The sequence below is a fragment of the Streptomyces sp. E-08 genome, assembly GCF_049913095.1.
Classification (GTDB): Bacteria; Actinomycetota; Actinomycetes; order Streptomycetales; family Streptomycetaceae; genus Streptomyces.
Map to the genome: position 1 here is coordinate 920,710 of NZ_CP183971.1, position 20,629 is coordinate 941,338.

Consider the following 20,629-nt stretch of genomic DNA (forward strand, 5'->3'; position numbering starts at 1 on the left):
CCCGGTGCCGACACACCGGGACACGGCGCATCGGCTTGTCCGCGCCCGGAACTTCTCGGGAAGACCCTCCAATGGTCCACTCCAGTGACGCGTCCCAGGCCCGGGACCCGTCTCCGCGAAACTCCGCCGCCTGGCCTCCATTCCCGCCCTGACGTGGGAACTTCCTTTTGCGCAGGTGTGATTGACGGGACGTCCTGGAGCCGATACCCCTGTACGGGTTCGGCCCCGCACGCCCCCGTGTCACCCCCTGCCTCTGGAGGCTGCCTTGCTCCGTTCCGCGTCGCGCAGACGTCCGTCACCCTTCCGAGTGCCGGGGGCGGTGGGCGCCCTGGCGTCCGCCGCCCTCCTGGTCCCCCTGCTGTCCGCCGCCCCGCCCGCCGGCGCCGAGGGGCCCCAGGCGGGTGTCCTCCAAGGGCAGTTCGCGCGGGCGGCCGAGCGTCAGGGGGTCCCCGAGAGCGTGCTGCTCGCCGTCGCGTACCTGCAGTCGCGGTGGGACACCCACGGTGGTGCGCCGAGCGTGACCGGCGGCTACGGGCCGATGCACCTGACGGACGCGGTGACGGCGCTCGCCCGGACCGCCCCGCACCATTCCGACGGCGGGGAGGACGCCCGCGGCGACTCCGCGCGCCCGGTCCGCACGGGCGGCGACGCCCCGCTCCCGGCGCCCGCCGAGCTGCCCGGGCGGCTGCGCACCCTGGAGCGGGCGTCCGCGCTGTCCGGGATTCCGGCCGAGGAGCTGCGTACCGTACCGGCCGCCAACATCGAGGGCGGTGCGGCGCTCCTCGCGGCGGCGCAGCGCGAGGCCGGGCTCCCGGCCGGCGCGGACCCGGCCGACTGGTACGGGGCGGTGGCGCGGTACTCCGGCGCGGACGACTCGGAGACGGCGGCGGCGTACGCGAACGACGTGTTCGACGTGATCCGTACCGGGGAGACGCGGACGACGGACAGCGGGCAGGTGGTGACGCTCCCGGCCGCTCCGGCGGTCGCGCCCGCCACGGGCCAGGTGGCGGCGCTGGGTCTGCGCCGGCCCGCCGCGGGTCCCGTGGAGTGCCCGGCCTCGGTGGCCTGCGAGTGGGTCCCGGCGCCGTACGAGGAGTTCGGCGACGGGGACTACGGCAACCACGACAAGGCGAACCGGCCCGCCTCGCAGTCGATCGACTACATCGTGATCCACGACACCGAGGCCGACTGGAACACCACCCTGAAGCTGGTGCAGGACCCGACGTACGTGTCCTGGCAGTACTCGCTGCGCTCCTCCGACGGGCACGTCGCCCAGCACGTGCCGCTCAAGGACGTCGCCTGGCACGCGGGCAACTGGTTCGTGAACGCCAAGTCGGTGGGCCTGGAGCACGAGGGCTTCCTCACCTCGCCGGACTCCTGGTACACGGAGGCGATGTACCGGTCGTCGGCGCGCCTGGTGCGCTACCTCGCCGGCCGGTACGGCATCCCGCTGGACCGGCAGCACATCCTGGGCCACGACAACGTGCCGGGCACGGTGACGTCCACGATCAAGGGCATGCACACGGACCCGGGGCCGTACTGGGACTGGGCGCACTACTTCCGGCTGCTCGGCCGTCCGATCACGCCGAGCGCCGGTCCGCACGCGGGCGTGGTGACGATCCGGCCCGACTACGACTCCCACCAGCCGGTCTACACGGGCTGTGTGACGGCGGGTGAGGCGTGTGCGCCGCACGGCAGCGGGGCGGTGCGCCTGCACACCGCGCCGAGCGCCGACGCGCCCCTGGTGAAGGACATCGGACTGCGGCCGGGCGGACAGGACTCCACCACCGGCGTCAACGACACGGGGGCGCGGGCCTCGACCGGGCAGAGCTTCGCGGTGGCGGAGCGACAGGGGGACTGGACGGCCGTCTGGTACCTGGGCCAGAAGGCGTGGTTCTCGAACCCGCTGAAGGAGCCGACGGCGGTGAACGCGCGGGGTCTCGTCCTGACGCCCCGGGAGGGCCTGACCGAGGTGCCGGTGTACGGGCGGGCGTACCCGGAGGCCTCGGCCTATCCGGCGGGCGTGCCGGTGCAGGCGGTGTCGCCGCTGCCGTACAGGCTGCTCGCCGGGCAGCGGTACGTGGTGGGGGGACGCACCCCGGGCGAGTACTACTTCGCGCCGGTGTTCGACCCGAGCGGGCACACGGTCGTCCGGGGTCAGGAGGAGTACTACCAGATCCAGTTCGGCCATCGGGTCGCCTTCGTGAAGGCCGCCGACGTGCGGGTTTCCAGGGCCTGACCAAGGGGTGGCCGAAAGGTGCGGGGTGGTGCCGGATGTGGGGTCCGGCACCACCCTTCCGGCGTTCATACGACTATTCGGGAGATCGCGTGCGCCGTCCGGGCGACGGGTAAGGCTGGGCCGGTCAGAGCCCCAGCTCACCGGAAGGCCCTCCAGGAAATGCCTCAGCCCTTCGTTATGCCGGATTTCTATGTTCCGTATCCGGCACGGCTCAATCCCCATGTGGAGGCCGCCCGCACGCACACGCGTGACTGGGCGCGGGCGATGGGGATGCTTGAGGGCTCGGGGGTCTGGGAGGAGCACGACCTCGATTCCCACGACTACGCCCTGCTCTGCTCGTACACGCACCCGGACTGCGACGAGGACGTGCTGAACCTCGTCACCGACTGGTACACCTGGGTCTTCTTCTTCGACGACCACTTCCTGGAGGTCTTCAAACGCACCCAGGACCGGGCGGGCAGCAAGGCCTACCTGGACCGGCTGCCGCTGTTCATGCCGGCGGACCCGGCGACGGGCATGCCCGAGCCGGTCAACCCCGTCGAGGCGGGTCTCGCGGACCTCTGGCGGCGGACCGTCCCCGCGATGTCCGAGGGCTGGCGGGTGCGGTTCGCGGAGGCGACGGAGCACCTGCTCAACGAGTCCCTGTGGGAGCTCGACAACATCAACGACGGGCGGGTCGCCAACCCCCTGGAGTACATCGAGATGCGCCGCAAGGTGGGCGGCGCGCCGTGGTCCGCCGGGCTCGTCGAGTTCGCGGCGGGGGCCGAGGTCCCGGACGTCGTGGCGTACTCCCGGCCCCTGCGGGTGCTCAGGGACTCCTTCTCGGACGCGGTGCACCTGCGCAACGACCTCTTCTCGTACCAGCGCGAGGTGGAGGAGGAGGGTGAGAACAGCAACGGCGTCCTGGTCCTGGAGCGGTTCCTCGGCTGCACGACGCAGGAGGCGGCGAACGCCGTCAACGACCTGCTGACCTCGCGGGTCCAGCAGTTCGAGAACACGGCACTCACCGAAGTGCCGCTGCTCGCCGCCGAGAAGGGCCTGAGCCCGGCGGAGTGCGCGGCCGTCGCGGCGTACGCGAAGGGGCTCCAGGACTGGCAGTCCGGGGGGCACGAGTGGCACATGCGCTCCAGCCGCTACATGAACGAGGGCATGGTCGGCGGGCCCTCGCACCTGGACGGGATCATCGGGACCTCCGCGCTCGACATCCGCACCCTCTTCGGCCGGCCGGCGGCGGCGCGGCACCGGGCCTTCACGCACGTCCCGCACCAGCCCGTCGGTCCTTCGCTGCTGCCCGAGTTCAACCTGCCGTACCCGCTCACGATCAACCCCCACCACGAGGCGGCGCGACGGCACACCGTGGACTGGGCGGAGGAGATGGGCATCCTCGACGACCTGTGGGACCGGCCGATGGCGGAGGGCTTCGACCTGGCGCTGTGCGCGGCGGGGCTCGACCCGGACGCGTCCCTGGAGGAACTGTCGCTCAGCGCCGACTGGCTGACCTGGGGAACCTACGCGGACGACTACTACCCGGCCGTCTTCGGGCGGGCGGGCGCGCTGGCCGCGGCGAAGGAGCAGACCGACCGGCTCAAGGCGTGCATGCCGCTCGACGAGCCGGAGACCGGCGCGGCGTTCGCGTCGAACCCGCTGGAGAGGGCGCTCGCCGACGTCTGGGCGCGGACCGTCGCGACGATGACGCGCGCGGCGCGGGCGCGGCTGCGGGACTCGCTCGACCTGATGCTCGACAGCTGGATGTGGGAGATGCACAACGTGGTGCAGCACCGGGTGCCCGACCCGGTCGACTACATCGAGATGCGCCGCAGCACCTTCGGCTCCGAGCTGACCACGCTCCTCTGCCGGATGCGGCAGGAGACGACGCTGCCGCCCGCCGTCCTGGCGTCGGGGACGGTGCGCACCCTGGAGAACGCGGTGATGGACTACGGCGCGCTGGTCAACGACCTGTTCTCGTACCAGAAGGAGATCGAGGTCGAGGGCGAGGTGCACAACGGCGTCCTCGTGCTCCAGAAGTTCTTCGACTGCGACTACCCGACCGCCGTGTCGATGGTCGACGACCTGATGCGGGGCCGGCTGCGCCAGTACGAGACGCTGAAGCAGCGTGAGATCCCCTTGCTGTACGAGGAGTTCGAGCTCACCCCGGCGGGCCGGGAGGCCTTCGAGGCGTATCTGCGCGGCCTTGAGGACTGGCTCGCGGGCGTCCTCAACTGGCACCGGAAGGTGCGGCGTTACGGCTCCGAGGACGTGCGTGCGGGCAGCGGCAGCGCTCTGCTGCGGCAGGGCCCGCGGGGGCTCGGCACCTCGGCGGCGCGGCTCTCCGAGCTGCTCGGCACGGGTCCGCGCTGAGGAACGCCGAAGGCCTCCGGGACGGGTCCCGGAGGCCTTCGGGTCACCTGGTCAGGAGCGCCGGCCGCGCAGGTCGTCGAGCTCGCGGCGCTCGCGCTTGGTGGGGCGTCCCGCGCCCCGGTCGCGCACGGCGGCGACGGCCACGTGCTCGCGCGGCGGCGGGGGCGGACTGTTGTCCACGTACGCCTCGGCGGCGACCGGGGGGCCGACCCGCTTGACGTGGAGCTCCTTGACCTCGACGATCCGCTCCCGGCCGCCGTGGTAGATGCGGACCTCGTCGCCGGGCTTCACGGCCTGGGCGGGCTTGACCCGCTCGCCGTTGACCTTGACGTGTCCGGCCCGGCAGGCGGCCGCGGCCTGCGAGCGGGTCTTCGTCAGGCGGACCGCCCAGATCCAGGCGTCGACGCGCGCGCTCATCGGCCCCCGCTCCCCGTCAGCCCTGCTGGAACAACTCGGCGGGCAGCGGCTTGAGCAGCGCGTACAGGTCGTCGGTGATCGGCCGGTCCCAACTGGCGATCGTCACGAGGACGTTGTCGCTGCGGTCGAACTGGACGCAGGAGATGCGACTCTCGGAGAGCTTGAGGCGGCGCACGATGAGGAGGTTGTCGCCCTGCATGACGGGGACGTCCTCGGTGTCGAGGACGTCGACCGGCTCGTCGTTCTCCAGGGCGGCGAGGAGCTGCGCCACCTCGAAGGGGATCTGGCCGTCGGCGAGCTCGCGCGCCGGGGAGCCCTCCGGGAGGTTGCCGATGATCATCGCGGGTCCGCGGCCGCCGAACAGGTCGTAGCGGAGGAACACGCCCTGGCAGGAGCCGTCGGGTGCGGGCAGCAGACCGGCGCCGAGATTGCCGGGCCAGTCGCCCGGATCCATGGCCAGGACGTCGAAGTCCGGGCCCGCGGGTGTGGCGGCGCTGCGGCGGCGGAGGAAGGACATACGGCCATGGTACGTGCCCCGGCGCGCGACGCGACGCGCCGGGCGTCCGCCCCGGGCCGGCCCCTCGCGCCGGGGCCTGCGGCGGCCCGCGGGGTGCGGGCGGGGCCCGCGCGCCTCCGGGGCCGGAGCGGGCCGGTGCGCCACCGGGCCGGGCGGGACCGGGCCTCCCCGGGGGCCTCGGGAGGTCACCCGGAGCGCCTCGCCGGTCGCGGAGCGTGCGCGGCCCGCGGACACCCGGCGGAGTCGTGTGCGTCCCTCAGTCGGCCGAGTCCGCCGCGTCGGCCGACCTCCGCGAGAGCGTCCTCAGAACGGCCAACGCCTCGCCCGCGCGGTCGTGTTCGACGAAGAGGTGGTCGTGATGGAACCCGGCCACCACGTTGCAGCTCATGCCGGCCGCGGCGAGCTCGCCGGCGACGGCCGCCGTGAGCCCGACGGCGTCGAGCGCGGAGTGCACCCGGAGCGTGATCCGGCCCGCCACGTAGTCGTACGCGAGCCCGGCGGCGTCCGCCTCCTCCTGCCGTACGACGAGGGTGAGGCCCTCGGGTTCGGCGACGGTGACGACGGGGGCGACCCCGGCCGGGGCGGGGCCGTCCACCGTGGTGAAGACGTAGCGGCCGGGGTCGAGGTCCGGGCGCATCCCGGCGAGGAGCCGGGTCAGGTCACGTTCCGCGCTCATGGGGCCAGGGTAGGCGTCCCCCGGCGCTGGCTCAGCCGGTGGGCGGGGTGTCCCCGACGAGCCACATGGAGAAGAACTGGGCGCCGCCCCCGTAGGCGTGCCCGAGCGCCCGGCGCGCCCCCTCGACCTGGTGGGCGCCGGCGTCGCCCCGTACCTGAAGGGCGGCCTCGGCGAAGCGGATCATCCCGGAGGCTCCGATGGGGTTGGTGGAGAGCACCCCGCCCGAGGGGTTCACGGGCAGGTCTCCGTCGAGTTCGGTCACCCCGGCCTCGGTGAGCTTCCAGCCCTCGCCCTCCTCGGCGAAGCCCAGGTTCTCCAGCCACATGGGTTCGTACCAGGAGAACGGCACGTACATCTCGACGGCGTCGATCTCCCGCCGGGGGTCGGTGACGCCGGCCTGCCGGTAGACGTCGGCGGCGCAGTCCCGGCCGGCCTGCGGGGAGACGAAGTCCTTGCCCGCGAAGAGGGTGGGTTCGCTGCGCATCGCCCCGCCGTGGACCCAGGCGGGCGGGCGCGGGGCGCGGTCGGCGCCGGCGCGGTCGGTGAGGATCATGGCGCAGGCGCCGTCCGAGGAGGGGCAGGTCTCGGAGTACCGGATCGGGTCCCAGAGCATCGGGGACGCCTGGACCTTCTCCAGGGTGAGGTCGTGCTCGTGGAGGTGGGCGTACGGGTTCCTGAGCGCGTTGCGCCGGTCCTTGTACGCGACGAGGGAGCCGATCGTGTCGGGGGCTCCGGTGCGGCGCATGTAGGCCCGGACGTGCGGGGCGAAGAAGCCTCCGGCGCCGGCGAGCAGCGGCTGCTGGAAGGGGACGGGCAGGGAGAGGCCCCACATGGCGTTGGACTCGGACTGCTTCTCGAACGCGAGGGTGAGGACGGTCCGGTGCACGCGCGCGGAGACGAGGTTGGCGGCGACGAGCGCGGTGGAGCCGCCGACCGATCCGGCGGTGTGCACCCGGAGCATGGGCTTGCCGACCGCGCCGAGCGCGTCGGCGAGGTACAGCTCCGGCATCATGACGCCCTCGAAGAAGTCGGGGGCCTTGCCGATGACGACGGCGTCGATGTCCGCCCAGGTCAGCTCCGCGTCCTCCAGGGCGCGGACGGCGGCCTCGCGGACGAGTCCCGCGATGGAGACGTCCCCGCGGGCGGCGACGTGCTTGGTCTGGCCGATGCCGACGACGGCCACGGGCTCCTTAGGCACGGTGGTCTCCTTCCAGGACGGCGACCAGGTTCTGCTGGAGGCAGGGTCCCGAGGTCGCGTGGGCGAGGGCGCGGTCGGACTCCCCGCGGTGGATGCGGGCGGCGGCCTCGCCGAGCCGGATGAGGCCCGCGGCCATGACGGGGTTGGCGGCCAGGGCGCCGCCGGAGGGGTTGACCGTCACGCTCTCGTCGAGGCCCAGCGCCTTGCGCAGCACGACCTCCTGGGAGGTGAAGGGGGCGTGGAGTTCGGCGGTGTCGACGGGCCGTTCGAAGGCGCCGGCGCGTTCGGCGGCGAGGCGGGTGGAGGGCGAGTCGGTGAGGTCGCGGACGCCGAGGGAGTGGGCCTCGATCCGGTGGTCCATGCCCCGGATCCAGGCGGGGCGCTCGCACAGCTCGCGGGCCCGGTCGCCGACGGCGAGGATCACGGCGGCGGCCCCGTCGCCGATGGGCGGGCAGTCACCCGTGCGGAGGGGCTGGACGGCGTATCCGCCCTGGGGGCGGGCGCCGGGCAGCTGGGCGTGCGGGTTGGTCCGCGCGTCCTCCCGGCTGCGGGCGGCGATCGCGGCGAGGGCCGGTTCGTCGGTGTCCCCGGCGTCGACGAGCGCCTGCGCCTGGAGGGCGGCGAGTGCGACGGAGTCGGGCCAGAGCGGGGCGAGGTAGTACGGGTCGAGCTGGCGGGTGAGGACGTCGCGGACGGAGCCCGGCGAGGACTTGCCGTAGGAGTAGACGAGGGCGGTGTCGGCCTCTCCGGTCAGCAGCTTCACCCATGCCTCGTACAGCGCCCAGGCGCCGTCCGTCTCGACGTGGGACTCGGAGATCGGCGGCCAGGCGCCGACGCCGTCGAGGGCCATGGTGAAGGAGAAGGCGCGCCCGGCCAGGTAGTCGGAGGAGCCGGAGCAGGTGAAGCCGATGTCCGCGGCCTTCAGGCCGGTCTGACGCTGCACCTCGTGCAGCACGGGCATCACCATCTCGACCTCGGAGAGGTCGTCGGTGCGGCGCCGGTGGTCGCTCTGGGCGAACGCGACGATCGCCACCTCTCGGTCCGGCGTCACAGCAGCTCCTTGTAGGTGTCGTAGTCGGCGTCGGGCTCGCCGGTGGGCCGGAAGTGGTCGGGGAAGCGGCCGTCCTCGCTCCACACGGGTTCGACGCGCAGGCCCATGCGGACCTCGTCGTAGGGGATGCCGCCGATCCGTCCGTGGAGGGCGAGTCCGGCACCGTCCAGGGCGATGTGGGCGTAGACGTAGGGGACCTCGATGTCGAGGTTCTTCGCCTTGATGTTGACGATGCAGAACGTGGTGACGGTGCCGCGGGGGCCGACCTCGACCCGGTCGGTGGTGGCGACGCCGCAGGTGGGGCAGGCGCCGCGGGGCGGCACGTACACCTTGGCGCAGGAGGGGCAGCGCTCGCCGATGGTGCGGCGCTCGCCGAGCCCGTGCAGATAGCGGGTCTGGGCGCGGCCGGGGCTGTACGTGTAATCGAGGCGGGCCGGGGCGACGATGCCGGTCACCGGCTCGTCGAACCGGCCGTCGTGCGGGGCCGGTCGGGTCTCGTCCTGCGCGCTCTCGTACGGTTCGAGGCAGGCGATGTCCGTGATGGCGCCCGAGCGTTCGGCGGCCCAGCGGATCCGCACCCGCATGCCGGTGCGGACGGCTTCGGGTCCGGGGGCGTCCAGGGCGTGGAGGAGGGCGGTGTCGGCGCCGTCGAGCCGCACGAGGACCCAGGCGAAGGGGGTCGCGAGGGGCTGGCCGCGGCGGGGCTCGGGGTTCCAGGCCCAGGTGGTGACGGTGCCGGTGGTGGCGACCTCGACGAGCTCGCGGAGTTCGGCTGCGGTCGCGGGATCGTACTCGACGGGCGGGACGAGCACCTCACCCGCCTCGGTGCGCACCCCGAGGACGGTGCGCTCGCGCAGCCCGGTGAGGAAGGCGGACTGGACGGGGCCGAGGGAACGGGTGAAGGGGAACTCGACGACGAGGGGGGCGCGGAGGGCCTCCGGCGGGGGTGCGGTCATGGGACGGCTCCTTGGGGTGGGGCGGGCGCTGAAGTCGGCCCCGCCGGTGTTTGGGGCGCGGGGTCCGGGGGGCGGAGTCCCCGGTCACGGGAAGGGGCGGGGAGGGGTGGGGTGGGGCGGGGAGGGGAGGGGTCGGGCGGGGAGGGGTGGGGCGGGGAGAGGTCACTCCCGCCGATACACCGGCGCCCGCTTCTCCGCGAACGCCCTCGCCCCCTCCTTCGCGTCCGCCGTGTCGAAGATCGGCCACCCCCGCTTCAGTTCGGCGGCGAGCCCCTCCGTCTCGGTCAGTTCGGCCGTCTCGTACACGGACGCCTTGACCGCCTCGACGGCGAGCGGCCCGCAGGCGTTGACGCGTTCGGCGATGTCGAGGGCGGCGTCCAGGGCGGTGCCGTCGGGGACCACGCGGCCGACGAGGCCGATCGCGGCGGCCTCCTCGGCGCTGTACGGGCGGCCGGTGAGGAGCATTTCGAGGGCGTGCGTGCGGGCGATCTGCCGGGGCAGGCGGACGGTGGAGCCGCCGATCGGGAAGAGACCCCGCCGGACCTCGAAGAGGCCGAAGGTGGCGGAGGCGGCGGCGACGCGGATGTCGGTGCCTTGGAGGATCTCGGTGCCGCCGGCGACGCAGTACCCCTCGACGGCGGCGATGACGGGCTTGCGGGGGCGGTGGTGGCGGAGCATCGCCTTCCAGTGCAGGTCGGGGTCGGCCTTGAGCCGGTCCCGGTACTGCTCGCCCTCCATTCCCTTGCCGGCGAGGGCCTTGAGGTCCATGCCGGCGCAGAACGAGCCGCCCGCGCCGGTGAGGACGACGGAGCGGACGCCGTCGTCGGCGTCGGCCTCCAGCCAGCCGTCGTAGAGGCCGACGAGCATCGGCAGCGAGAGGGCGTTCTTGGCCTCGGGCCGGTTCAAGGTGAGGACGAGCGTGGCGCCTTCGCGCCGGACGCTGAGGTGTTCGGTGCCGCCCATGGGGGTCTCCCGTCTCCAGTTCTGGAACAGGTTGCAGGAGCCGGGGGTCCAGTTCAATAGTTTTCTGACACTCAGTCAGATTCTTCTGCGCACCCCCTTCCCCCGGTGACCGGTCGGCGCTCTAATGACCGCCACGTCCATATCGGTCAGCGCGAGCCGGGGTCAGGAGGAACGGTGGAGTACAACCTTGCCGACCTGTTCGAATCGGTCGTCGACGTGGTCCCCGACCGCGAAGCGCTGGTGTACGTCGACCATCCGGGCACCGGCGCGGAGCGGCGGCTCACCTACGCCGGGCTCGACGCCGCCGCCAACCGGATCGCGCACCACCTGATCGACGCGGGCCTCCGGCCCGGCGAGCACCTCGGCCTCCACCTGTACAACGGCGTCGAGTACCTGCAGACCGTCCTCGCCTGCCTCAAGGCCCGGATCGTGCCGGTCAACGTGAACTACCGGTACGTGGAGGAGGAGCTCGTCTACCTCTACCGGGACGCCGACCTGGCCGCGCTCGTCTTCGACGCCGAGTTCACCGGACGGGTCGCGGCGGCGCTGCCGCAGACGGAGAAGCTGCGGCACCTCGTGAGGGTGGGGACCCCTCCCGGGGACGCCCCGGCGCTCGACTGCGTGCCCTTCGCGGAGGCCGAGGCGGCCGGTTCACCCGACCGCGGCTTCGGGACCCGCTCGCCCGACGACCTGTTCATCATCTACACCGGCGGCACGACCGGCATGCCCAAGGGCGTCCTGTGGCGTCAGGAGGACCTGTTCTTTGCGGGGCTCTTCGGCGGCGACCCCTCGGGCGAGCCCGTGAAGCGCCCCGAGGAACTGGCGGAGCGGGTCGCGGCCGGCGGCGCCGGCATCACCTTCTTCCCCGCGCCGCCGCTCATGCACGGCACCTCCACCCTCACCGCGTTCATCGCCCTCAACTACGGGCAGCGGGTCGTCCTGCACCGCAAGTACGTGCCCGAGGAGGTGCTGCGCACCCTGGAGAAGGAGAAGGTGTCCAGCATCTCCCTCGTCGGGGACGCGATGCTGCGGCCGCTCGTGGACGCGCTGCGCGGACCGCTCCGGGGCACGGACCTCTCCGCCCTCTTCAGCCTCTCCTCGTCCGGGGCGATCATGTCCGAGACCGTGCGGGCCCAGCTCCAGGAGCTGATGCCGAACGTGCTGCTGCTGAACAACTTCGGCTCCACCGAGTCCGGTTCCAACGGCCGCGCCACCGACGACTCCGGCCCGGCCAAGGGCTTCAGGCTGCACGTCAACGAGCGCACGCAGGTCGTCGACCCGGCGACCCGGGTGCCCGTCGCGCCGGGCGAGACCGGCCGCCTCGCCCAGCGCGGCCACGTCCCGCTCGGCTACTACAACGACCCGGCCAAGACCGCCGAGACCTTCTTCGAGCGGGACGGCGTGCGGTGGGTGCTCCTCGGCGACATGGCGACCGTGGACGAGAGCGGGGTGGTCACCGTCCTGGGCCGCGGCTCGCAGTGCATCAACACGGGTGGGGAGAAGGTGTACCCCGAGGAGGTCGAACAGGCCCTGAAGTCCCACCCCGACGTGTACGACGCGCTGGTCGCCGGTGTGCCGGACGCGAGGTGGGGCAACCACGTCGCCGCCGTCGTCCAGCTCCGGGACGGGGCGGTGCCGCTGGACCTGGAGTCCCTCCAGACCCACTGCCGGCAGCAGCTCGCGGGCTACAAGGTCCCGCGCCAGCTGGTCCTCACCGACCGCATCCAGCGCTCCCCCAGCGGCAAGGCGGACTACCGCTGGGCCCGCGCGGTGGCGGTGGAAGCGGACCGGCCCTGAGGGGCGTCGGCGTCGCAGACGCGCAGCTCCCCGCGGGTGAACGGCCGGGCCGGCGTCGGCGTCGCAGACGCGCAGCTCCCCGCCGGTGAACGGCCGGGCCGGCGTCGGCGTCGCAGACGCGCAGCTCCCCGCCGGTGAACGGCCGGGCCGGCGTCGGCGTCGCAGACGCGCAGCTCCCCGCCGGTGAACGGCCGGGCCGACGCACGGCCGCATCGACCGCCTAGAGCCCGAACTCCCGGATCGCGGCGAGGAATTCCGCCGGGCGGGTCTCGTGGATCAGGTGGCCGGCGTCGATCGCGACGAGGCGGGCGCCGGGGATGTCGTCGGCGAGGCGGGCGAGTTCGTCCTGGGGGACGTGGCTGGAGGGACCGCCGGCGAGGACGAGGGTGGGGGCCGTGATCGCGCCGGCGTCCGCGCGCCAGGCGGGAGCGGGGGCGTTCAGCTGGGCGTCGGTGGCCGGGACGATCGCCCAGTCGAAGGGGAGGCGGCCCTCGGGGCGCTCGGCGGCGGGGCGCGGCGGGTCGAGCGGGACGAAGGCCGGGGCCTCCTCCAGGACGAGGCGGCCGACGAGGTCCGGCTCGCGCTGGGCGAGGAGGTACGCGGCGCCCGCGCCCATCGAGTGGGCGACGACGGTGGCGCCGGTGAGGCCGAGGGCCTTCAGGAGACCGCCGAGCTCGTCGCGGAAGTCGTCGAAGCCGTAGCGGCCGGGGCGGTCGCTGAGTCCGTGGCCGCGCAGGTCGACCGCGTACACCCGGTGGTCGGCCGCCAGGTCCGCGGCGATCTCCGTCCAGGTCCCGCTGTTCTCGCCGCGGCCGTGGACGAGGACGACGGGCCGGGCGTCCTCGGGTCCGGTGACCCGGTGGGAGAGCCGTACGCCGTCGACGGTGACCGTGCGGACTGCCGGGTCGAGGAAGGCGGCGACCGGGCGGACGAAGGCCTCCGCGTCGTCGACCCAGGGGAAGTGTCCGGCGCCCGGCTGGACGACGACCTCGGCGTGCGGGAAGTGGGTCGCCGCCTCGGCCGCCTTGGCGGGCGTCGGGCCGGCGTCGTGCTCGCCGGCCAGGATCAGGACCGGCGCGGTGAGCGCGCCGAGCGCACGCCGGGTCACGGCCGGGTCATAGGCGCCCGGCCCGTGGTAGGCGGGGGCGGCCTCCCAGTTCGTCTCGCGCCCGTTGCCCGCCGCGTGCGCCCGGGCGGCGGCGTCCCAGCGGCCGTACGCGAAGGGGGCGGTGACCTCGTGGACGCGCCGCAGCGGGGTGTCGGCGTCGATCGCGTCGATCGCGGCCCTGGCTTCGGGGTACCAGGGGCGGTCGGCGAAGACCTCGGCGGCCTCGTCCCACTCCTCGTCGGTGGTCTCGACGCCGACGGCGCGGCCCGCGGAGGTGACGAGGACGAGGGAGCGGATCCGCTCGGGGTGGGCGGCGGCGTACAGGACGGCGAGGTTGCCGCCCGCCGAGTGGCCGAGGAGGTCGATCCGCTCCAGGCCGAGGTGGGCCCGGAGGGCCTCGACGTCGCCGACCTGCCGGTCGCAGCGGTACGTGCCGGGGTCGGCGGGCACGGCGCTCGCCCCGGTGCCGCGGGCGTCGAGCAGGACGAGGGTGCGGTGGGCGGCGAGTCCGCCGAGGTCCCCGAGGTAGCCGGCGTCGCGCATCGGCCCGCCCGCGAGGCAGACGAGCGGCTCCCCCTCGCCCTGGAAGCGGTAGGCGAGTTCGGTTCCGTCATACGTGGTGAACGTCGGCATGCCGCTGATCTTCACCGGAGCCGGTGGATCATGGCAACGGATTTCGCCGTGAGCGGCAGAACGGCGGCGTCGCGATACGGTGGAGGACCGTCCCCGCACCGCGAAGGAACCGTTCCACCGTGCCCGACACCCGGGATTCCGCCCTCCGCGGCGACTGCGCCAACTGCTTCGGCCTGTGCTGCGTGGCACTGCCCTTCGCCAAGTCGGCCGACTTCGCCGTGAACAAGTCCTCGGGCGACCCCTGCCGGAACCTCCAGGAGGACTTCCGGTGCGGGATCCACACCCGGCTGCGGCCGAGCGGTTTCCAGGGCTGCACGGTGTACGACTGCTTCGGCGCCGGCCAGCAGGTCTCCCAGGTGACGTTCGGCGGGGTGTCCTGGCGCGAGGCTCCGGAGACGGCCCGGCAGATGTACGAGGTGTTCCCGGTGGTGCGCCAGCTGCACGAGCTGCTGCGCTACCTCACGGAGGCCCTGGCCCTGGAGACGGCCCGTCCCGTGCACGAGGGGGTGCGGGCCGCGCTGGCCCGCGTCGAGGAACTCACCGGGGGCACGCCGGACGCCCTGGAGAAGCTGGACGTGGCCGCGGTGCGCGCCGAGGTCAACCCGCTGCTCCTGAGGACGAGCGAGCTGGTCCGCGCCACGACCGGCGGGCGGCCGAAGAGCCGGCGCGGGGCGGACCTGATCGGCAGGCGGCTGCGCGGGGCGAAGCTGCGGGGCACGGACCTGCGCGGGGCGCTGCTCATCGCCGCCGACCTGACGGGGGCCGACCTGACGCTCGCGGACCTGATCGGCGCCGACCTGCGCGACGCCGATCTGTCGGGCGCGGACCTCACGGGTGCCCTCTTCCTGACGCAGCCGCAGCTGAACGCGGCGCGGGGGAACGCGGCGACCCGCCTTCCGGAGGGCTTCGACCGCCCGGCGCACTGGGCGTCCTGACGCCCCCGGTGCCTCAGTGGGGCACGGTCACGACGATCTTGCCGACCTGGTGGCCGGCCTCCATGGCCCGGTGCGCGTCGACGACGTCGTCGAGCGTGAAGGTGCGGTCGACGGCCGCCTCGAAGAACCCGGTGCGCAGCCCGGACTCGACGAAGGCGCGGGCCCGGCGCAGCCGCTCGGGGTCCCTGGTGGTCTCCGGCATCGTGTAGGTGCGGAGGGAGACGGCGGGCATCCCGAGGTCGAAGCCGGGGTACGGGGTGGGCAGCCCGCTCACGGCCCCGTAGATCAGGACGGTGCCGCCGGGGGCGACGGACCTGACGAGGTCGGTGACGCCGGGTCCCGCGACGCCGTCGAAGGCGAGGTCGGCGCCCCGCCCGCCGGTGAGGTCCCGTACGCGTGCGGCGACGTCCTCCTCCTCGGTGACGATCACCTCGGCCGCGCCCGCCTTGAGCAGGGCGTCCCTCTTGGCCCGGGTGCGGGTGGTGGCGAGGGGTGTGGCGCCGATCCGGTGGGCGGTCCTGATGGCGGCGAGGCCGACGCTGCTGGAGGCCCCGGTCAGGACGACGGTGTCCCCGGCGCGCATCCCGCCGACCTCGACGAGGCCGCCGTACGCCGTGACGTACGGCATCCACACGGCGGCGCCCTCGACGGGGCCGAGTCCCTCGGGCCGGGGGACGAGGGAGGACGCGGGGACGATCGCGCGCTCGGCGTAGACGCCGTGGTCGTTCATGGAGAACGAGGGCACGACGCTGACCGCCTGTCCGGCGGCGAACCCGGGCACCCCGTCCCCGACGGCCTCGACGACACCGGCGGCCTCCAGGCCGATCCGCGCGGGGAAGCTCCGGACCTGCTCGATGTAGTGGCCGGCGCGGAAGAGGGCCTCGGCGCGGTTGAGGCCGATGGCCTCCACCCGGAGGAGGACCTCGCCGGAGCCGGGCTCGCCGACCTCGACGTCTTCGAGGCGGAGCACCTCCGGACCGCCGTACTCGTGGAACCGCACCGTCCTGGCCTTGCTCATCGGGCTTCCCCTCCCCGCTCGGTGACGGCGACGCGCGGACCGCTGCGTCGCCGCGCCCCAGCCAAGCGCAAGGTTCGACAGCTGTCAAACTTCGACCGTCGTGAAACTTCGACGGCTGTCGTACGATGCACCTCGGAGGTCGACACGATGACAGCAGCGGCACGCACCAGCCGGCGGGACCGCGTCCCGCCCCACCCCGAGATGGGCGAGATCGGCCTGCAGCAGGTCCTCGAGGCCCTGGTCGACCCGGTCAGGCGCCGGATCGTCGCCGAGCTGTACGCGGCGGGCGAGGACCTGGCCTGCGGGACGATCGAGCTTCCGGTCAGCAGGTCCACGGCCACCCACCACTTCCACGTCCTGCGCGAGGCCGGACTGATCCGCCAGCACTACGCCGGCACCTCCCGCATGAACGCGCTGCGCCGCGAGGAGTTCGAGGAGCGCTTCCCGGGCCTCCTCCGGGCCGTGGTGGACGCGCACGACCGGGCGTAGGCCTCAGACCTCGTACACGTACGGGGTGGTGGTCGTCAGCGTCAGGAATCCGAGGCGCTGGAGGATCGGGCGGCTGGTGTCCGCCGCGTCGACCTGGACGTAGCGGTGGCCGCGTTCCGCCGCGATGCGGGCGCGGTGGGACACGAGGGCACGGTAGAGGCCCCGGCCGCGCCAGCCCTCGACGGTGCCGCCGCCCCACAGGCCCGCGAAGTCCGTCCCGGGACAGAGCTCCATGCGGGCGGCGCTGACGGGCTCCCCGGCGGCGAGGGCGACGACGGCGGTGACCGTGCCGGGGTCGGCGGCGAGCCGGTCCAGGAGCTGGCGGCCGATGTGGGAGCTGTCGGTGCCGAAGGCCCGCTCGTGGACCTCGACGACCTGGCGGACCCCGGCCTCGTCGGTGACCGCGCGGAGTTCGACGCCCTCGGGCAGCGGCACCTCCGGGGGCAGGGCGGCGGCCTCGGCGACCATGAGGGTCTCGGGGGCCTCGGGGGTGAGGCCCGCCGCCCGGAGCCGGGCACCGAGGTCGGCCGGGATGTCGTGCGCGTACAGCTTCCACTCGAAGGAGACGCCGGCGGCACGGTAGTGGTCGATCTGTGCGGCGATCGCGGCGTCGGCGGCGGGCGCGTCGAGGCCGGACCAGAGCACTCCGTTCCACGCGTGCGCGGGGCCGGTCTGGCGGACGACGGCGCCGACGCGCTCGACACGGCAGCCGGGCCCGTCGGGTCGGGCCTCGCGGCGCAGCTGGAGGTCGTACAGGTCACGCAGGTGCTGGGGTTCCATGGCGGCCACTCCAGCACCGCGGCCGCCTCCGGGCAACGGGATTTGCGCGGGCCGCGTCAGACGCGCGGGCGCACCTCGACGTTCTCCAGGATTCCGACGGCATCCGGCACGAGGATCGCGGCGGAGTAGTAGGCGGAGACGAGGTAGGAGATGATCGCCTTCTCGTCGATGCCCATGAAGCGGCAGTTGAGGCCGGGCTCGACCTCGTCGGGCAGGCCCGTCTGGTGGAGGCCGATGACGCCCTCGTTGTCCTCGCCGGCGCGGACGGCGATGATCGAGGAGCTCTGCCGGTCGGTGACCGGGATCTTCCCGCAGGGCAGGAGCGGGACCCCGCGCCAGGCCGGCACCCTGCGCCCGTCGATGTCGACGGAGTCGAGCGCGAGACCGAGCTTGTTGCACTCCTTGCCGAAGGCGGCGATCGCCCTGGGGTGGGCGAAGACGTAGTCGGTGTCGCGGCGCATGCTGAGCAGGTCGTCGAGGTCGTCCGGGGTCGGCGGGCCCGAGTGGGTCTGGATGCGCTGGTCGAAGTCGGTGTTGTGGAGCAGGCCGAACTCGGGGTTGTTGACGAGCTCGTGCTCCTGGCGCTCGCGGAGCTCCTGGACGGTCAGGCGCAGCTGCTGCTCCGTCTGGTTCATCGGCTGGTTGTACAGGTCGGCGACCCGGGTGTGGACCTTCAGGACGGTCTGGGCGACGCTGAGTTCGTACTCGCGCGGCCGGAGTTCGTAGTCCGCGTACGCGCCGGGCAGTTCGGCTTCGCCGACGTGACCGGCGCTCAGCTCGATGGCCGCCTCGCCGGCCCGGTTGGTGGAGCGGGCCCGACCGTCGGCCCCGGCGCCCAGCACATGGGCGCGGAGGTTCTCGTACTGCTCGGCGACGGCCTGGTAGGCGGTGCGGGGCAGGGCGAGGAGGGTGACGGCGGTGACGGCCTTGGCGGTGAAGTCCCAGGTCCCGTCCCCGGCGAGGACCTGGCCGCCGAAGGTGTCGCCGTCGCCGAGCCGCCCGAGGAGGGTCTCGTCGCCGTACTGCCCGGTGCCGAGCTTCTCGATCTTGCCGTGGGCGACGAGGTAGACGTGGTCGGCCTGCCCGCCGGCGTGCACGACGACCTGGCCGGGCTCGTACTCCTGCTGGACGAAGCGGTCGGCCAGGGCGCCGAGCGCGGTGGGATCGTCGAAGCCGCGTAGCAGCGGGAGTTCGGCCAGCTCGGCGGGGATGACCTCGACCCGGGAGCCGCTCTTGACGAACGTGACGCGGCCGTCGCCCACCACGTACGAGAGGCGCCGGTTGACCCGGTAGACACCGCCCGGGGTGTGGATCCAGGGGAGCTTGCGGAGCAGCCACCGGGAGCTGATGCCCTGCATCTGGGGTTCGGACTTGGTGGTGGTGGCGAGGTTGCGGGCGGCGGCGGTGCTGAGGCTGAGCTGGACCTGGCGCAGCTCGATGGCGGGCGGGGTGGCCGCCGGCACGGTGTCGACCGACATGGTGACTCGCTTTCTGAGGGGCTCTCGGGCTCTCGCGGACTCTCGTACGTCACTCTCCGCGTCCAGATGTAACGCACGGTGGTGTAGGTCATCCGGGTGCGGCGCGGACGGGCCGGAGCGCCGGACGGCGCCGACCGCCCCGCGAGCGCCGCACGCGCTCCGCCGTCCGGGACGCCGCACCGGCGGAAAAAGTCGGCCCACCCCCTTGCCAACCCCCGGGTGCCTCCGGTTTTACTGACCCGGAACGGATCAACCGAATGATCGGTAGTCCGTTTTACGACGGCGGAGGAGTGCGCATGACGGAACTGCTGGACAGCGGCGAACGGCTCGGGCGCGAGGAGCTCGCGGCCCTCCAGCTGGAGCGGCTGCGCGCGACCCTGCGCCACGCGTACGAGAACGTGGAGTTCTACCGGCGCTCCTTCGACGCGGCCGGGCTGACCCCGGACGACTGCCGTTCGCTCGCGGACCTGGCCCGGTTCCCGTTCACCGCCAAGTCGGACCTGCGCGACCACTACCCCTTCGGCATGTTCGCCGTCGACCAGTCCCGTATCCGGCGCATCCACGCCTCCAGCGGCACCACCGGCCGGCCGACCGTCGTCGGGTACACCGAGGCCGACCTGGACATGTGGGCCGACATGGTGGCCCGCTCCCTGCGCGCCGCCGGCGCGCGCCCCGGGCACAAGGTGCACGTGGCGTACGGATACGGCCTGTTCACCGGCGGGCTCGGCGCCCACTACGGCGCCGAGCGCCTCGGGTGCACGGTCATCCCGGCCTCCGGCGGCATGACGGCCCGGCAGGTGCAGCTCATCCAGGATTTCCGTCCCGAGATCATCATGGTGACCCCCTCGTACATGCTGACGCTGCTCGACGAGTTCGAACGGCAGGGCGTGGACCCGCGGTCGACCTCCCTGAAGGTGGGCGTCTTCGGCGCGGAGCCGTGGACGGAGGAGATGCGCAAGGAGATCGAGGAGCGGTTCGCGATCGACGCGGTCGACATCTACGGCCTGTCGGAGGTCATCGGCCCCGGTGTGGCGCAGGAGTGCGTGGAGACCAAGGACGGCCTGCACATCTGGGAGGACCACTTCTACCCGGAGATCGTGGACCCGTTCACCGGCGAGGTGCTGCCCGACGGGGAGGAGGGGGAGCTCGTCTTCACCTCTCTGACCAAGGAGGCCATGCCGGTGATCCGCTACCGGACGCGTGACCTCACCCGGCTCCTCCCCGGGACCGCGCGGGTGTTCCGCCGGATGGAGAAGGTCACCGGGCGCAGCGACGACATGATCATCCTGCGCGGGGTGAACCTCTTCCCCACCCAGATCGAGGAGATCGTGCTCCGCACCCCGGGCGTGGCGCCGCACTTCCAGCTGCGGCTGACCCGGGAGGGCCGGCTCGACGCCCTCACCGTGCGGGCCGAGGCCCGTCCGGACGCGACGCCCGAGGAGCGCGCGGAGGCGGCGCGGGCCGTCGCCGCGGCGGTGAAGGACGGGGTCGGGGTCTCGGTCGGCGTGGAGGTGGTCGACCCGGAGACGCTGGAGCGCTCGGTGGGCAAGATCAGGCGGATCGTGGACCTGCGGGGCGCGTAGCCTGGAGGGAGGAGGTGGTTGCGATGCTGTCGGACTCCCCCATAGCCGCGATCATTCCGGTCAATGACCTGGACCGGGCCAAGCGCTTCTACTCGGACACCCTCGGACTTCCCCTCACGAGGGAGACGCCCGAGGACACCCGGTACGAGTGCGGAGGCACGACGATCGGCCTCTACGAGACGCCCTACGGCGGCCAGGCCGGCCACACGCTGGCGAGCTGGAAGGTCGACGACCTCGACGGCGAGATGAAGGAGCTGCGCTCCAAGGGCGTCACCTTCGAGGAGTACGACCTGCCCGGCATCAAGACCGTCGACGGCGTGGCCGAGTCGGACACCATGCGGGGCGCCTGGTTCAAGGACAGTGAGGGCAACATTCTCTGCGTGGTGGAGGAGCGCACGGGCTGACGCGCCCGCCGAGCCCCGTCACGAGGCAC

The 20,629-nt window shown here is 73.3% G+C and carries 18 protein-coding genes; 7 read left to right on the forward strand and 11 right to left on the reverse strand.

The genetic code is table 11. The annotated features are described in order from the left end of the window. Positions 1-307: 307 nt before the first annotated feature. Together ACN9MM_RS04345 and ACN9MM_RS04350 are read left to right on the forward strand one after the other, a co-directional pair. Entirely contained in the window at positions 308-2,239 is a 1,932-nt protein-coding gene (locus ACN9MM_RS04345; RefSeq protein WP_426362369.1) for an N-acetylmuramoyl-L-alanine amidase, read from the forward strand. Positions 2,240-2,398: 159 nt separating this feature from the next. Then, entirely contained in the window at positions 2,399-4,597 is a 2,199-nt protein-coding gene (locus tag ACN9MM_RS04350) for a terpene synthase family protein (protein ID WP_426362370.1), read from the forward strand. Positions 4,598-4,648: 51 nt separating this feature from the next. Here the strand turns inward: ACN9MM_RS04350 and ACN9MM_RS04355 are convergent, their stop codons facing one another. The 7 genes from ACN9MM_RS04355 to ACN9MM_RS04385 form a co-directional block, all read right to left on the reverse strand. Next, positions 4,649-5,014, reverse strand: a complete 366-nt coding sequence (locus ACN9MM_RS04355) for an RNA-binding S4 domain-containing protein (RefSeq protein ID WP_329852885.1) — start codon at positions 5,012-5,014, stop codon at positions 4,649-4,651. 16 nt (positions 5,015-5,030) lie between these two features. Next, positions 5,031-5,531 carry a hypothetical protein gene (locus ACN9MM_RS04360; protein WP_360811160.1) on the reverse strand — a complete coding sequence of 167 codons (501 nt, stop codon included), beginning with the start codon at positions 5,529-5,531 and terminating at the stop codon, positions 5,031-5,033. A gap of 256 nt (positions 5,532-5,787) precedes the next feature. After that, on the reverse strand, positions 5,788-6,207 hold the full coding sequence (locus tag ACN9MM_RS04365) for an ACT domain-containing protein (protein ID WP_426362371.1): 420 nt from the start codon (positions 6,205-6,207) through the stop codon (positions 5,788-5,790). 31 nt (positions 6,208-6,238) lie between these two features. Continuing rightward, a complete protein-coding gene (locus ACN9MM_RS04370) occupies positions 6,239-7,405 on the reverse strand; it encodes a thiolase domain-containing protein (protein ID WP_426362372.1) in 1,167 nt (388 codons plus the stop codon). Then, a complete protein-coding gene (locus ACN9MM_RS04375; RefSeq protein WP_383661977.1) occupies positions 7,398-8,456 on the reverse strand; it encodes a thiolase domain-containing protein in 1,059 nt (352 codons plus the stop codon). The genes ACN9MM_RS04370 and ACN9MM_RS04375 overlap by 8 nt, the downstream gene beginning before the upstream one ends. Then, positions 8,453-9,412, reverse strand: a complete 960-nt coding sequence (locus ACN9MM_RS04380; protein ID WP_426362373.1) for a Zn-ribbon domain-containing OB-fold protein — start codon at positions 9,410-9,412, stop codon at positions 8,453-8,455. Before ACN9MM_RS04380 ends, ACN9MM_RS04375 begins: the two co-directional genes overlap by 4 nt. Positions 9,413-9,574: 162 nt before the next feature. Beyond that, positions 9,575-10,375: a crotonase/enoyl-CoA hydratase family protein gene (locus ACN9MM_RS04385; protein ID WP_426362374.1), complete on the reverse strand. Its 801-nt coding sequence runs from the start codon at positions 10,373-10,375 to the stop codon at positions 9,575-9,577. A gap of 174 nt (positions 10,376-10,549) precedes the next feature. Between ACN9MM_RS04385 and ACN9MM_RS04390 the strand changes: the two genes are divergently transcribed. Further along, positions 10,550-12,172 carry an acyl-CoA synthetase gene (locus ACN9MM_RS04390; RefSeq protein ID WP_426362375.1) on the forward strand — a complete coding sequence of 541 codons (1,623 nt, stop codon included), beginning with the start codon at positions 10,550-10,552 and terminating at the stop codon, positions 12,170-12,172. Positions 12,173-12,392: 220 nt separating this feature from the next. Here ACN9MM_RS04390 and ACN9MM_RS04395 read toward each other — a convergent pair whose 3' ends face one another. Next, entirely contained in the window at positions 12,393-13,913 is a 1,521-nt protein-coding gene (locus tag ACN9MM_RS04395) for an alpha/beta fold hydrolase (protein ID WP_426362376.1), read from the reverse strand. A 119-nt stretch (positions 13,914-14,032) separates the two neighbouring features. Here ACN9MM_RS04395 and ACN9MM_RS04400 point away from each other — a divergent pair, with 119 nt between their 5' ends. After that, a complete protein-coding gene (locus ACN9MM_RS04400; RefSeq protein ID WP_426362377.1) occupies positions 14,033-14,848 on the forward strand; it encodes a pentapeptide repeat-containing protein in 816 nt (271 codons plus the stop codon). A gap of 13 nt (positions 14,849-14,861) precedes the next feature. Here ACN9MM_RS04400 and ACN9MM_RS04405 read toward each other — a convergent pair whose 3' ends face one another. After that, a complete protein-coding gene (locus tag ACN9MM_RS04405; protein ID WP_426362378.1) occupies positions 14,862-15,866 on the reverse strand; it encodes a zinc-dependent alcohol dehydrogenase family protein in 1,005 nt (334 codons plus the stop codon). Positions 15,867-16,013: 147 nt separating this feature from the next. Between ACN9MM_RS04405 and ACN9MM_RS04410 the strand changes: the two genes are divergently transcribed. Further along, complete coding sequence (locus ACN9MM_RS04410) at positions 16,014-16,355, forward strand: ArsR/SmtB family transcription factor (protein ID WP_426362379.1); 342 nt, start codon at positions 16,014-16,016, stop codon at positions 16,353-16,355. A 3-nt stretch (positions 16,356-16,358) separates the two neighbouring features. Here ACN9MM_RS04410 and ACN9MM_RS04415 read toward each other — a convergent pair whose 3' ends face one another. Then, positions 16,359-17,135, reverse strand: a complete 777-nt coding sequence (locus ACN9MM_RS04415; protein WP_426362380.1) for a GNAT family N-acetyltransferase — start codon at positions 17,133-17,135, stop codon at positions 16,359-16,361. Between the two features lie 56 nt (positions 17,136-17,191). Beyond that, entirely contained in the window at positions 17,192-18,613 is a 1,422-nt protein-coding gene (locus tag ACN9MM_RS04420) for a family 2B encapsulin nanocompartment shell protein (RefSeq protein ID WP_426362381.1), read from the reverse strand. 296 nt (positions 18,614-18,909) lie between these two features. On the opposite strand from ACN9MM_RS04420, the gene paaK reads away from it, so the two are divergent. Next, positions 18,910-20,196: a phenylacetate--CoA ligase PaaK gene (gene paaK / locus ACN9MM_RS04425; protein WP_382858716.1), complete on the forward strand. Its 1,287-nt coding sequence runs from the start codon at positions 18,910-18,912 to the stop codon at positions 20,194-20,196. Between the two features lie 23 nt (positions 20,197-20,219). Beyond that, positions 20,220-20,600, forward strand: coding sequence for a VOC family protein (locus ACN9MM_RS04430; protein WP_426362382.1), 381 nt, complete (start codon positions 20,220-20,222; stop codon positions 20,598-20,600). Positions 20,601-20,629: the final 29 nt, after the last annotated feature.

Coding starts and splice junctions, on each gene's coding strand:
- ACN9MM_RS04350 (WP_426362370.1), top strand. CDS start 2,399: ATGCCTCAGCCCTTCGTTATGCCGGATTTCTATGTTCCGTATCCGGCA.
- ACN9MM_RS04355 (WP_329852885.1), bottom strand. CDS start 5,014: ATGAGCGCGCGCGTCGACGCCTGGATCTGGGCGGTCCGCCTGACGAAG.
- ACN9MM_RS04360 (WP_360811160.1), bottom strand. CDS start 5,531: ATGTCCTTCCTCCGCCGCCGCAGCGCCGCCACACCCGCGGGCCCGGAC.
- ACN9MM_RS04365 (WP_426362371.1), bottom strand. CDS start 6,207: ATGAGCGCGGAACGTGACCTGACCCGGCTCCTCGCCGGGATGCGCCCG.
- ACN9MM_RS04380 (WP_426362373.1), bottom strand. CDS start 9,412: ATGACCGCACCCCCGCCGGAGGCCCTCCGCGCCCCCCTCGTCGTCGAG.
- ACN9MM_RS04385 (WP_426362374.1), bottom strand. CDS start 10,375: ATGGGCGGCACCGAACACCTCAGCGTCCGGCGCGAAGGCGCCACGCTC.
- ACN9MM_RS04395 (WP_426362376.1), bottom strand. CDS start 13,913: ATGCCGACGTTCACCACGTATGACGGAACCGAACTCGCCTACCGCTTC.
- ACN9MM_RS04405 (WP_426362378.1), bottom strand. CDS start 15,866: ATGAGCAAGGCCAGGACGGTGCGGTTCCACGAGTACGGCGGTCCGGAG.
- ACN9MM_RS04410 (WP_426362379.1), top strand. CDS start 16,014: ATGACAGCAGCGGCACGCACCAGCCGGCGGGACCGCGTCCCGCCCCAC.
- ACN9MM_RS04415 (WP_426362380.1), bottom strand. CDS start 17,135: ATGGAACCCCAGCACCTGCGTGACCTGTACGACCTCCAGCTGCGCCGC.
- ACN9MM_RS04420 (WP_426362381.1), bottom strand. CDS start 18,613: ATGTCGGTCGACACCGTGCCGGCGGCCACCCCGCCCGCCATCGAGCTG.
- paaK (WP_382858716.1), top strand. CDS start 18,910: ATGACGGAACTGCTGGACAGCGGCGAACGGCTCGGGCGCGAGGAGCTC.
- ACN9MM_RS04430 (WP_426362382.1), top strand. CDS start 20,220: ATGCTGTCGGACTCCCCCATAGCCGCGATCATTCCGGTCAATGACCTG.